This is a genomic window from Planctobacterium sp. AWH2_060, from assembly GCF_056158425.1.
In genome coordinates this window covers 2378007-2390512 of the sequence record NZ_JBSWTG010000001.1, presented here as the reverse complement: position 1 = coordinate 2390512, position 12506 = coordinate 2378007, and the positions used below count along the sequence as shown (strand labels likewise).

The window sequence follows — 12506 nt, the reverse complement described above, 5'->3', positions numbered from 1 at the left end:
GGATTACAAACTTCTCTATTTTTAGATAATTGCCACTTCAGTATTTATGGACATAAAGTAGTGAAAAAGTGGTTTGAAGGAGTCCTTTTTAATCATGTTTAAACGATTACTGTCGAACGCATTTGAAACCCGAAAAATATCCGTTACCCTGGTCGCTTTGTTTTCCTGGTTGGCGCGGTCATCTACACCGGATTTCGCAGATGACAAAGTTGAAGAGATATCTGTGCATACTTATATGATGAACTGATTTTTATGGCTACACATCAAGGCAATACCTCAGAAAAGACACTGGAAGACGCCGCCTCTTTTTGGGAGTCGAATCCACTATTTGTTGGTGAGTCTGGTTTTACAGAGGGCACTAAAGCATTTTATGAGCATCACAGACAAGTGTATGAGCAAAATTGTTTCGCTGGACATATTGATGACAGAGTGTTTCCTGGACAAGATCACAATCAAAAGGTTTTGGATTTGAGATGTGGTGTTGGGGTTTGCTCTATAGATTAGAAAAACGTGGGGCTGTTAATCTTGTGGACGCAGACCTAACGGAAAATGCTTTAAAATTGACACTAAAACGTCATCGATAATTATTGTTTCACTAAAGAAATTTAGTTTTGTTTCGATAATTGGATAAAGGACAGTGCGTTTCTGTATTGGCTAGAGTGATGTCGCTTGAAGGACAAATCAAAACACATGCCCGGTGTCTAGAAATACCAAGAATCTACCTTTGGAGATAATTTGGAAAACGAAGAAAGATTAAAAGAAGTGTTGGTGGATATCACCGACGGCGAATATGATGATACGACTGATGCGGATCAGGATTTATTGTTCAATGGTGTCATTGATTCATTTGGATTTGTGCAGCTTTTAATGAGTCTGAAGCAAGAATTTGGGGTTGAGGTGTCAGAAGAAGAACAGCTTGATGTCAGGCTTCGTTCGGTTAATGGCTTGTTGGCATTTATTCAGCAAAAGAGTGAAAAATAAACTATGTCAGGATCGGATGGTGAACAGTTAACTGCGGCTCGCCGCTGCATACAGTGTTGTTTGTCAGATCGGTTACCTAATGTCACGTTAAATGAACAAGGGATTTGCAACCATTGCTGTGAGTACAATGAAGAGGCCGATAAAGTTAATCTCGCCGCTGCCCGAAAGGAGTTAGACGATACCATCGCTGAATTAAAGCAACAGTCGGGTGAGTACGGAGCCTATGAATGTATTGTGGCACTCAGTGGTGGTAAAGACTCGTCGTATATGCTGAAACTGTTGGTAGAAAATTATCAGCTGAACGTACTGGCCATCACAGTCGACAACGGTTATCTCTCTGAGCAATCGGTGATAAATTCCCGCATAGTTTGCGATCAACTTGGTGTCGATTTCTTTTTATTCAGGCCCCAGTTTAGTGTCATGAAAAACATGTACCGACAAAACCTGGCGTCTGTACCTGCTCGCAAGTCCATGATTAAACGAGCCAGTGACATTTGTGGTAGTTGCATCAACCTTATCAACACCATAATGTTACGTGAAGCACTCACCAGAAATGTTGGATTGATTGCTGGTGGATATATTGCAGGTCAGGTGCCAGCCGGTTCATCCGTTTATTCACTGCATCTTGATACTTTGAAATTGTTTTCTTCTTTGGGTAGTAAACAAGGTTTAGAGGCGAGTAAAAAAGACGCTTTATCGAAAAAATATCAGATTGAAGCACCGTTATTTGAGCGTTACTCAAGAAGTCATTCAGTCAAAATAGTGAATCCGTTTTTGGCCTATGAATATGAAGAAGAGCACATATTATCTGTGTTAACTAAAATGGGCTGGCAAAGACCTTCGGATACCGGTGCGCATTCCAGTAACTGCCGAATCAATGACGTTGGCATCGCCAACCATATAAAAAAATATGGTTTTCATCCTTATGAGTTTGAATTAGCAGAGCAGGTGCGTAAAGGCAAATTAGACCGTAGTGTCGCCATCCAAAAAATTCAGTCTCCGCTGGATAAAAATCGAATTGCGGTGATTGAGAGGTCATTGCAATAATATGCAAAGCAACTATCGCCGTGCAATTGTATTCGGTGGGCAAGGATTTTCGGCGGATCAGGTGCCCCAATTTCAGCAAAATAGTCTGTTTGAATTGGTGGCCGACAATTTTAAATTGGTTTTTGGTGAAGATCTTCCGGAACTGTCTGGCCTTAGTGAACAACAAATTCGACGCAATAATCTTTCTGCCGCTATTCTTTTGCTCTCCGGACTTAACAAATACCAAGACCTTAACGACAAAGACTCGATTGACGCAATCGCAGGCTACAGTGTGGGGCAGTACCTTGCTCTTTTTATCGCCAATGTTATTCAGCTGGAAGATATGGTCAGGCTGGTATTTGAACGTTGTCGCATTATGTCAGAGGTTGCATCTGACGAAGAAGCTTCAATGGTGGCGATTTTGGGAATGCCGGAATCAAAGATCCAGGAGTTAATTGTCGCTAGTCAATGGCAAGATAAAGTCTTTCTGGCGAATGACAATTGTATGGGCAATTACAGTTATGCTGTTGCAAAGGAGTTATTAGCTGACTTTTCAGCGAGCTGTGAGAGCCATGGGGCCTATAAATCGGTAGCACTGAATACCGAAGGAGGGTGGCACTCTCCGTTTATGGATAAAGCGGTTGAACCATTCACTAAGCTTTTGACACAGATTACCCTAAACAGTCCCACTATCCCACTGGTTAGCAATAAAGATGGTGGGCTGTTACCACCGGAGACACAATCAATTATGGCAACCTTATTGGAGCATCTGGTGTGTCCGGTGCGGTGGAGAGACACGATATTGCAATTTAAGCAGATGGGCATTCCGGAAGTGCTTGAACTGACGGACTTTAACCTTCTCAGTAGAATGGGGCCAATGATTAGTCGGGAAATGAGCCACCGAAGTGCAAGGGACTTATAATGTGCGGAATAGCCGGGATTATTGGAATTCAACAGGATGTTGAAAAAACAGCGTTAAATCTCCTCACTTCTTTACGTCATCGTGGACCAGATGAAGCAGGCGTTTACTTTGATGACAATGTGTTATTGGTGCACACCAGATTAAGTATTGTCGATTTGCAGCATGGTACACAGCCTGTGTTGGTGCCGCCCCGACAAGAAGTATTGGTATTTAACGGAGAAATATTTAATGCTGCACAATTACGTGATTATCTTGCTCTGAAAGGGATTACGCTCACCTCCCATTCAGACACTGTAATCCTCTACCATCTGTTATGTCTGGAAGGGGAGTCGGCAGTCAATAAACTGAATGGACAGTTTGCTTTTTGTTTTTATTCACCTGATCAGCGCCGCTGTATTCTGGCCAGAGATGGTTATGGTGAAAAGCCTCTGTATTACTATCATGATGGTGAAAGATTGGTTTTTGGCTCGGAAATCAAGGCTATCCGACAAGTCATTGATAAGAGCCTCTCGATAGATTTGGCACAGCTTTCCAGTGTTAACCAGCTTTGGGCCACCTTGCCCGACAAAAGTCTATTTAATGACATTCACCAATTATCACCCGGAGAAATTCTGATATGGCAAGAAAGAGCGGTAAGTAAAGCCTGGTTTCAAACCGATCTTAGCAAGGTTGGGGATAGCGTTCCATCTCCAGAGGATGTCAAAAGCACTTTTCAAACTGCGACTAAAAACCGGCTTATGTCAGATGTTGAAGTGGGCGTGATGCTAAGTGGCGGACTAGACTCTTCCATTGTCGCCTCAGAAGTCGCGGGGCAGAATAAAGGTAAGCATTTAAAGTGCTTTTCAGTTGGATTTGATGATAAAGATTTTGATGAAGGTATTGAACAACGCCTGGTGGCTGAAAAGCTGGGAGCGGATCTTGTCCGGGTTAACGCCACACCGCAATCATTATTGGATAATTTAGATTCAGCCATTTGGCATGCCGAGTGCGTTTCACCGAGATTCGCTTTCGTTGCCATGTATCTTTTACATCAAAAAGTGGCAGAACAAGGTATTCGAGTCATGTTAACCGGGGAAGCTGCTGACGAGATCTTTTTAGGGTATGACTTGTTTCGAGAAACATTAATTCGGCAACAGATTAAGCTGGGGGCAACATTTGAGCAAGTCAGGCCGATGCTGGAATCAGTTAATGCATTTATGCGGGGCCAGCCGAAATATCATGAATTTATTAAGCTAAAATATGCAAATTATGCGTCTTTAGCGGCTAATGTGGGGCCTTTATCTTCTCACGATCAGCGGCAAAATATGGGGGCTACTATGCAGGGGATAATTGCTACTGAGGAGGGAACTTTTTCAATCGAAGAGGATTGGTTAGCCTATTTCATTCGTAAATATCAAGGTTTCATGGCGCTGCCAGGACTAAAACGCGCCCAGATTGTTGAAGTGGAATCTTTGTTAACGGGACACCTTTTGTCGACGCAGGGCGACAGGATGTCAATGGCTCATGGCGTAGAAACCAGAACCCCATTTTTAGATCGTTTTCTACTGGATAATGTTAATAATTACCAACAAAATGTACTTTTATCGTCAGAAAAACAAGAAAAGTGGTTGTTAAGGGACGCATATAAAGCAGTGCTTCCAACTGCGGTGATTGAAAAGCAAAAATTCCCGTTTAGGGCGCCGGAAACTCACTATTTATTAAGTCAATCAGGTGTTCGTGAAGAATGTTTACAGAGATTGAGCAATATCTCGGAACTAAGTCCTTTGATTAATGTAGAAAAAGCGCAAAATCTGGTAAGTAAAATAGCGCAAAAACAGACTATTTCACCCAGACAAAATCATCTTGTGGTTATGCTATTAACGTTGGAGTCTTTAACCCGGCAGTTTTGCAATGGTGCAGCCTCTTTGTCTCATCAAGGTCTTAGATTACAAGAACGCGTATCTGGTCAATACGGACGCTGTTTTACTGTCGAGGGCTGGTGAAAATGATAAAACCCGTAGAGCCTTTTAAAGTTCACGACTTAAATATAAGGCCCGCTACCAAAGCAGATATACCTGCACTGGTGGCATTACATCGGCGAAACTTTAGTCCCGACGAGTTTTCCATGATGCTCTCGTCTGCTCCTACAGAAATGTTTTATCGCTCCTGTGTTGATGATCCAACTGTTTCTCTCTTAATCGGGGAAAACGAAGAAATATTTTGCTTTTCGGTAGTGTTTGCCAGATATCAAGATTTTTACCAGCGATATCGGAGTAGTAACCGCTGGGTATTTGGCGCAGAGTTACTAGGTATGATTTCAAGAATGGACGTAAAATGCATTAAGCAATTCCTCAGCTACGTCTTCGAGAAACCTGTTGTTCCTATTCCTGAGGATATTAAAGACGCTCATGTGGGAAGTCTTGCTTTAGATAAAAAAGTGAGAGGTCAGCCACCTTATATTATGTGTTTTCATCATATGTTTTCTGCGAATTTAGAATGGCTTAAATCACATGTTAAATCGGGATTTTGGACTACCGTGTTTGAAGACAATAAAGAGTCAAGGAGGTTGATTAAATCGGTTTTACAGCCAGACAGGTATTTTTTGTATAGGGAACTGCCGAAGAGAACGCTTTGTTATATTAAGAGAGTTAATCATTAAACTTCAGTTATTGAAACCAAACCTTTGACTGCAATAGTTAACCTCTTGTGATGTACTGTTTACTATTTGTGTGTCACTACACTTTCCGTTCCAGAATAAGGACATGAGTCCGCTTCCGGATGAAGACCAATTAGTTATTTATTGAAACTGTCATAAGCAGACAGTAAGGGAGTATATAGACTAAAACTCATAACCCAAAGCCCTCATCCATGGCTTGCAGTGCGTATTAAAATAAGCTTTTTGTGAATCACTCCAGTGATCCAAAATGTTTTTTCTGTTAAATGTTGCAGAGCTAGCGACTGTACCTTGCTGTGAAAATGATGAATTGCTAATGGTGGCACAATGTTCCACAAGGCACTCCTCAAATGGCATTTGCAGGAACGACATTATTTCTTGCCAAAACAATCGACTGTCTTTGACCAGCGCATCGTGGCGGACAACCATGACATTTTCTTTTGATTTTGCATCCATTGCGGCCTGTGCGTGACGACACCATTCAATACAACCCTGTTCAAATCCATAATCGGGTCTGTTCCACGACAAAACTGAATTGAGCACTTCGATTCCGTTGCGTACCACTAAAATAAAACTGGCTTTAGGGAAGAGTGTTGTAAGGTGTTCGATATCACTGAGTAACGTAGGAACTTTACCGGACCAGCGAGTAAAGTGGTGTTGTTGGAAGAGGCCATTTTTGACATATTGCTCAGTACTACAATCGAACATCAGTCGTGCTAGTCGATCATAGAGTTCGTTGTGGCTGATGGCCATTCTTGCCCATTTGGGAGAATCCGAATGATTGATTTTGGACATGAAAGATAAAAAGTAATCTGTCCAGCCCATCTCATTTCTGCCGAATACCTGACTATGTTTTGCTAACGCTGTGGTTACTATAGTCGTGCCGGAACGACTGGCACCGCCAATAAAAATGGGTTGCGTTTGCAGCTCACTGAGGTCCGTAGGTAATAACACACTTACTGAAACGTTATCCTGCATTTTCAAATTCCGATAAAAATTGTTCTGTTAACCAGGTTCTGTGAACGGGGAAATTAATACAGTGTTGGGAGTAATACGCTGCAACCGGATATTCTCCCCTTTTGTATCGTTGGTATGCTTGCATATCAGGCACTGAATACTCGATTAGAATGCCCAATTGAACACCCATCGCTTCGGCTCTTTTGACCCATACTTCTCTATCTGAAACTCTGGCCACCAGATGACTATAGGTTGTCCCTGAAATATCCTCGAAAAATTGCAAGCCGTTCAGATTCGTCATGGTTTCTTGTATGTTCAGTGCCAGATTACGCCGTTTCTTAATCATCTCTGGATATTTGCTCAATTGCTCAAGTCCGACACGGGCCTCTATTGCGACCGGAAAGTGATCCCAGTCAGAGGGAAATTGGATAACCCCTTCTTCATAGTACTGTGTAAAGTGGTTTAACCAACCTTTTTGATCGCAATAATTGACCAATGAGTACACTAATTCACTAAATGCAATGCTGCTTGCGTATAGATACAAGGTTCGCTTCAGCGCCTTTGAAGCATTATGCGACTTGAGATTGGTTTGCTGCCAGACCCTGAGTTTGTTCGCCGTTTCAAGACAATTCGTGGTGACCATTCCGCCAAAGATAGAGTTAATTATTTTACTGATGTTGCTGCCAAAAATGGCGGCGTCACCAAATCGGGTTACGAGTTTGGACTGCCATCGTGCTCCATAACTGTGGGCGCAGTCCTGGATTACGTATATCTTGTGCCCATATTTCGCTTCGGCTGCCTTCACAATGTCATTAAGGGTCACCACATCCATTGGGTAACCAAACAAATGTGTCGCCACAATCGCTCGAGTTTTTTCTGTTATGGCCGCTTCTATACCCGCTAAAGACATATTGCAGTGATCCTGAGCACAATCCACAAAAACCGGGATGCTGCCAGCCAGTACGATGGCATCTGCCACCACCACACAGGTATAGGCGGGACAGATAACCTCAGTGTTTTCCAATTGCCAGACTTTCAGCAAGGCATATAATCCCGAGCGTCCGTGAGAAAACATCACACCGTGTTGGTTTTCAAAGGTTTGTGCGAACAGAGCTTCATAGCGGGGTACTGCGTCTTGCTCCCAAACTTTTAAGGGCGCAAGCCATTCTTTACAACTGTAATTCGGTTTAAATCTCGGGATCATTATTTTGATTTGCGATATTCATGGCCTGCCAATAACCTTTACTGGCCATACGCATGATATTGAAATTGGTTATCTGTGTTTGAGGCCGATATTTTTCGCTGTTGATGGAGATAGCATCCTTCACAGTGAGTTCTGCCCCGATTTGAATACTTCTTATATTGCTGCCAACCTTGCTATTTTTGCCTGTTAGCAGAAGTTTAACTAATCCCTTTTTTATCCATTCTCTGAATTGCAAATTTCTCATCAGAGTAATATTTAAACACCTCAGAATAATCATTTTTAGTGGTGTAAATTCTGGTACTTCAACTGGAGAAATACCCGACTCAACAATAAAATTCGAACCGTCGAAGTGCGCTTTGTTCTTGCTGTTAAAAGTTTGTGTTGAGAAACTTTTATCATTGCTGTCCTTGAATATTTTACCGCAGTTTTTAATGACACATTGATCACCTCTAAAATGGTATATAACGCCGCCTTTATGACTACTAATCACCGTATGGTGGGTTTTACCTATATCCACAAACAAGCCCGCAGCTTTAAACCAAGAACGCCCTTGAAGAGGCGTGACCTCGTGTGACTCAATGACTGGCTTACTTGCGTTTTTAAGTGCGTCCGACGCCAAGCAAAAGGCATTAAACATAGGAATCAAATTTGGTTCATCCATCATGCTCAAATGAGGGACTTTGTGACCGGCGATGCTGGAGCGCATGGTTGTCGCAATGTCTTTGGATTGGGCACAAAAGGGCGCTAACAGCTCAAAACCTCCTGGGTAATAAAATTGGGTTCCTCTGCTACCATACACACCGCCATAACTTCCATCAGGATGCACAAAGTGACGTAAAAATTGCGCTGATTTAGAGAGGGCTTCCTGTAGTTTCTTATGTGGATAATGTTGATGAAGATCAGCAAGATAATAGGTGCACAAACTTTGGTAACCGGGATCGGCACCTTGATACTCAGTAAACCAACCCTCTTCATGTTGGTGTTGTAATATTCTGTTTAAAAGTAGATCCGATTTATCCTTGTATTCTTCTTTGTCAGTAAGTACATACCATTTGTAAAGCCCTGCACTGGCAGAGGCCAGGTGGTTAGATATCAGTGCATGGTGCTCATCTTCATGCAACAAAAAGTGAAATAATGGTACTATTATTTCCTGATATTTCCGCAGCGTTTCCTTTGGGACTTTGTCTTGCAATAAAAATAGCGCAGACACAAGATCATAAGCCACCAGGGCGGTGACACAGTATGAGCCTTCGTAAGGAAAAGCCTCTTCTAAACTACCGTTTGACCGTATTAACTTCTGACTGCCGCGAAACTGACAATCTATTAATGACAATATTTCAGTTTCACTTATCCAGTCTGGCAATTGTTGGCTTTTCACCAATCGGGCCAGCCCATGGGCTGCACCTTGAAAGGTTCCATTGGCAAAATCAATTAGCCCCCAAGCCCAATAATATCGATCTCCCAGGCCCACTGTTTTGGCCGTTTCATCCGTCTCAAAAAGGGATAGTAACCTGGGGAGGTTTTGCCAAATGACATTGAGGTAGGGGTTGTTGGTCATATCTTAAACCCCATCCTGGATATCGCCAGCAACAGATATTGAAAGCCCGGATACCATTGATAATCATCTGAAAAAGTATGTGGATGCCAGAGGATTGTGGCGATTCCTTTGGTTTGTTGTAGCTCTTCCAGTATGCCATCTATTGCGTTTTTACGTTGTTGCTCATTCAATGCTGCATAATCGTATAAATGAGAATCCATTAGTACCAATGGGACTGACTGAAATCCATTGAGTGGTGCTTGCGCAACCATGGGCGTAAAGCACAATGCCGCTCCATTTCGAAATCCCACTCGATCATTAAAGCCTAATGTCGAATCTAGCTGAATACCCGCTTTAAACATGGCTTGCCAGGAATCACTAAAACTAAATTTTAACCAGTGTTGCCTGCATGAATGGATACTTGTGCCTAGGGCACTTTCAATATACTGACGCTCCTGAACCATTAATTCTGCGTCATTCCATGCACCTACTGAAGGGTGTATCCCTATTTCAAAACCCTGCTTCATCAGTTTTCTGAGTGTTTCCGCGATGTTGTTATCACCAATATCATAGTCAGGATCATAGATACGCGTAGTGAACGACTTCTTATTCTTTGCACCACCGTAGACATTGACAAGTCGTTTTGACAGTTGCCTGTACTGAACGCTTTCAGTGAGTCGTTCTATATGGTCATAGTCTCCAGCGCGGAACAAAATCTGAAGTGCCTTCAGACATTTGAACCAGGCCAGAGTAAGCTGTCCTTTAAATAAGGCTTTACAGCAATTGAATAGGTTAAAGGCAGATTGCTTAAATCGAATTGCTAAGGTTTTTTTGACGGCATCCAGATCATGCGTTAACCAAATCTCTGTATCAGGTAAAGGCGAAAATTGTTGTTCGGTCAGGTTATTGTGTTGAATACACCATACTCTCAGGAAAAGCGCAATACGGTTGACCCAGGCGTGTTGCCACATGCGATTATCCCAATTTTTGTAGTGATAGGAGTAAGAATGGACAGGACCATGCTGCTTTTCGAAATGTTGCTCCGCCTGGGAAGTCAGGTACCAATAAATAACATACCACCAATTAATATTTTGCCAATGGACTTCACTATTTGGGCAACACTCAGATGGCACTAAAAGTTGCTGATTAACACCATACTGGCAAGCCCACTCGGGTAAACTGACAGCAGTGAGTGATACTGGTAATACTACTGTGTCGGGGACGCTTTCATTGACCGGAAGAGCCATCAATAAATCAATATGATCCAGCCAATATCGTCGCAGTTGTTGTGCGCAATAGGCTTTTAATTGTGATCCGTTCAGGCTCATCATTTACCCTGATCGTGGAAAGTTTGGAACCATAATTCCAGAGATAAAAGTCCCCAAATCTGCCTCGCACTCGTACCTCCATATTTATCTATATCTTGGTAAATTTTATTGTTGTAGAGACCGCGCTGCCGACAAGCATTTGAGTTTAACGTATCCATTACAAAATCTCTTACTATGCCAGATTCTAACCACTTTTCTATAGGAACAGGGAAGCCCATTTTGTCAGTTCGATGCACCACTTGCCTAGGAAGGTGCTTGGCTGCAATCTTCTTTAACATGGGTTTCATGGCACCATTGGCAAATTTTATCTCTGGAGGAATCGTAGAGACAAGTTCCATTAGTCGCCAGTCTAGTAGCGGAACTCTGGATTCAAGTGAATGCGCCATTGATACGCGATCTTCAACATGAAGTAGCGCTGGTAAAGAATGGCGGATGTCAAAGTAGGTCATCTTGTTGAGAATCGAATGTTCGCTGTAGCGAGAGAATTCAACACAAAAATCGCTGAAAACTCTGTCTTTGTCCAGATGCACATCACTAGATAAAATGGAGTTTAATTGTGGGCTTCTGTCACAAAGACGGAAATAGCGACGGCTATCATCTTCGAACAACCCATGGTTAAAGAACCCTTGCATCATGGGGGTGTAGTTTCGCAATTCATTTAGATTGTTGAGTATATCGCCCATTTTGATGCCGCTAGGGGGTGGGGTATCACCGTGCTGAATTTGGTGTTTTAAACAATTCTCAAGTAGCGCGACCAAATATCTGGTGTAACCACCAAACATTTCATCACCACCTTGTCCACCAAGTATTACTTTGACTTGTTTTGCTGCATCTCTACTAACCACAAACTGAGGAAATACGCCGGGCCCTGCCAAGGGTTCATCCATATGATATATTATCGTTGGGAGCAGCTTAACAAAGTCCTCTGGAGTTGGAGCCGTAATATTCAGTTTTCCGTTGACGCATTCGTTAACCTGTTTAGCGTAACAAGACTCGTCGAACTGCGGACCATCAATAAATAATCCATGAAAAGTTTTGAGCCCTTTTCCTAAAAAAGACGCAGTTAAAGATGTCACCAAGCTAGAATCGATGCCTCCAGAAAGATAACTACCTAAAGGGACATCAGAGCGAACCTGCAATTTGATTGAATCGTTTAATATATCTTCTATTCTGGTTTGAAAGTAGTCATGGGTATGTTCATGGTCAATGTAATCTGGTATTTGCCAATACGTTTTACGTTGATGTATTTTGCAACGATTCCCTATGAGGAGTTGGCCTGGCTCCAGCCGTTTAATTCCTGAAAAAAGTGTATTGTCTTTAAGGCAATATTGAAAAGTTAAATATTCTGCCAAACCATCTTGATGTATTGTAGGCCTTACTTTTGGATGACAAAGCAGTGCTTTAATTTCAGAACTAAATAGCAAATTTCCATTTATTTCAGTGTAATATAAGGGTTTGATGCCAAAATGGTCTCGACATAAAATCCAATCTCCTGATTTAGAGTCTAAAAAACAAAAGGCAAACATCCCAACCAGTTTTTTAATTGCGGCTTCACCATACCGGATGAGTATCTTTAGAAGTACTTCTGTATCTGAGAATGTTTCGAATGTCACACCTTGAGATTTTAACTCACTGCGCAACTCGAGATAATTATATATCTCACCATTAAATACCAGATGGTAGCGCTGGTCTTGTGAGGTCATCGGTTGATTTCCGCCTGCCAAATCAATGATCGAAAGCCGACAATGACCTAATGTGGCGTAGTCTGTATTTGTTACTTCTTGGGCGTCGGGACCACGATAGCGAATTTTAAACAGCATGTTTCTAACAATTGCGCTATTCGACCCTTGGTGTTGTTTTAATCCGGCATTAAGAATTCCAGCGATACCACACATAAG

General features: G+C 42.3%; 12 protein-coding genes. 7 read left to right on the top strand and 5 right to left on the bottom strand.

Annotated elements, in window-relative coordinates; translation table 11 throughout:
• The first annotated feature begins 94 nt into the window (after nt 1-94).
• The 7 genes from ACXAD8_RS10160 to ACXAD8_RS10130 all read left to right on the top strand — a co-directional run bounded on the left by ACXAD8_RS10160 (nt 95) and on the right by ACXAD8_RS10130 (nt 5567).
• Complete coding sequence (locus ACXAD8_RS10160; protein ID WP_475228008.1) at nt 95-247, top strand: hypothetical protein; 153 nt, start codon at nt 95-97, stop codon at nt 245-247.
• Nucleotides 248-252: 5 nt separating this feature from the next.
• Complete coding sequence (locus ACXAD8_RS10155; RefSeq protein ID WP_475228005.1) at nt 253-504, top strand: hypothetical protein; 252 nt, start codon at nt 253-255, stop codon at nt 502-504.
• A 231-nt stretch (nt 505-735) separates the two neighbouring features.
• Nucleotides 736-981, top strand: coding sequence for an acyl carrier protein (locus tag ACXAD8_RS10150; protein WP_475228003.1), 246 nt, complete (start codon nt 736-738; stop codon nt 979-981).
• A gap of 3 nt (nt 982-984) precedes the next feature.
• Complete coding sequence (locus ACXAD8_RS10145) at nt 985-2028, top strand: adenine nucleotide alpha hydrolase family protein (RefSeq protein WP_475228000.1); 1044 nt, start codon at nt 985-987, stop codon at nt 2026-2028.
• 1 nt (nt 2029) lies between these two features.
• Nucleotides 2030-2929, top strand: a complete 900-nt coding sequence (locus ACXAD8_RS10140) for an ACP S-malonyltransferase (RefSeq protein ID WP_475227998.1) — start codon at nt 2030-2032, stop codon at nt 2927-2929.
• Complete coding sequence (gene asnB / locus ACXAD8_RS10135; protein WP_475227995.1) at nt 2929-4911, top strand: asparagine synthase (glutamine-hydrolyzing); 1983 nt, start codon at nt 2929-2931, stop codon at nt 4909-4911. Before ACXAD8_RS10140 ends, asnB (ACXAD8_RS10135) begins: the two co-directional genes overlap by 1 nt.
• Nucleotides 4912-4913: 2 nt before the next feature.
• Nucleotides 4914-5567, top strand: coding sequence for a hypothetical protein (locus tag ACXAD8_RS10130; protein ID WP_475227992.1), 654 nt, complete (start codon nt 4914-4916; stop codon nt 5565-5567).
• A 180-nt stretch (nt 5568-5747) separates the two neighbouring features.
• On the opposite strand, the gene ACXAD8_RS10125 is transcribed toward ACXAD8_RS10130, so the two are convergent.
• The 5 genes from ACXAD8_RS10125 to asnB (ACXAD8_RS10105) all read right to left on the bottom strand — a co-directional run bounded on the left by ACXAD8_RS10125 (nt 5748) and on the right by asnB (ACXAD8_RS10105) (nt 12503).
• Nucleotides 5748-6560, bottom strand: coding sequence for a sulfotransferase family protein (locus ACXAD8_RS10125; RefSeq protein ID WP_475227990.1), 813 nt, complete (start codon nt 6558-6560; stop codon nt 5748-5750).
• On the bottom strand, nt 6550-7743 hold the full coding sequence (locus ACXAD8_RS10120; protein ID WP_475227987.1) for a DegT/DnrJ/EryC1/StrS family aminotransferase: 1194 nt from the start codon (nt 7741-7743) through the stop codon (nt 6550-6552). The genes ACXAD8_RS10125 and ACXAD8_RS10120 overlap by 11 nt, the downstream gene beginning before the upstream one ends.
• The gene (locus ACXAD8_RS10115; protein WP_475227985.1) at nt 7727-9121 is read right to left on the bottom strand and encodes a hypothetical protein; all 1395 of its coding nucleotides are present in this window, start codon (nt 9119-9121) and stop codon (nt 7727-7729) included. Before ACXAD8_RS10115 ends, ACXAD8_RS10120 begins: the two co-directional genes overlap by 17 nt.
• A gap of 176 nt (nt 9122-9297) precedes the next feature.
• A complete protein-coding gene (locus ACXAD8_RS10110; RefSeq protein ID WP_475227983.1) occupies nt 9298-10611 on the bottom strand; it encodes a polysaccharide deacetylase family protein in 1314 nt (437 codons plus the stop codon).
• On the bottom strand, nt 10608-12503 hold the full coding sequence (gene asnB / locus ACXAD8_RS10105) for an asparagine synthase (glutamine-hydrolyzing) (protein ID WP_475227981.1): 1896 nt from the start codon (nt 12501-12503) through the stop codon (nt 10608-10610). The genes ACXAD8_RS10110 and asnB (ACXAD8_RS10105) overlap by 4 nt, the downstream gene beginning before the upstream one ends.
• Between the last annotated feature and the right edge of the window lie 3 nt (nt 12504-12506).

What these genes read in the sequence shown, in the direction of transcription:
- ACXAD8_RS10120 (WP_475227987.1), bottom strand. Translation starts at nt 7,743, where the DNA reads ATGATCCCGAGATTTAAACCGAATTACAGTTGTAAAGAATGGCTTGCG.
- ACXAD8_RS10130 (WP_475227992.1), top strand. Translation starts at nt 4,914, where the DNA reads ATGATAAAACCCGTAGAGCCTTTTAAAGTTCACGACTTAAATATAAGG.
- ACXAD8_RS10110 (WP_475227983.1), bottom strand. Translation starts at nt 10,611, where the DNA reads ATGATGAGCCTGAACGGATCACAATTAAAAGCCTATTGCGCACAACAA.
- ACXAD8_RS10125 (WP_475227990.1), bottom strand. Translation starts at nt 6,560, where the DNA reads ATGCAGGATAACGTTTCAGTAAGTGTGTTATTACCTACGGACCTCAGT.
- ACXAD8_RS10145 (WP_475228000.1), top strand. Translation starts at nt 985, where the DNA reads ATGTCAGGATCGGATGGTGAACAGTTAACTGCGGCTCGCCGCTGCATA.
- ACXAD8_RS10140 (WP_475227998.1), top strand. Translation starts at nt 2,030, where the DNA reads ATGCAAAGCAACTATCGCCGTGCAATTGTATTCGGTGGGCAAGGATTT.
- asnB (WP_475227981.1), bottom strand. Translation starts at nt 12,503, where the DNA reads ATGTGTGGTATCGCTGGAATTCTTAATGCCGGATTAAAACAACACCAA.
- asnB (WP_475227995.1), top strand. Translation starts at nt 2,929, where the DNA reads ATGTGCGGAATAGCCGGGATTATTGGAATTCAACAGGATGTTGAAAAA.
- ACXAD8_RS10160 (WP_475228008.1), top strand. Translation starts at nt 95, where the DNA reads ATGTTTAAACGATTACTGTCGAACGCATTTGAAACCCGAAAAATATCC.
- ACXAD8_RS10155 (WP_475228005.1), top strand. Translation starts at nt 253, where the DNA reads ATGGCTACACATCAAGGCAATACCTCAGAAAAGACACTGGAAGACGCC.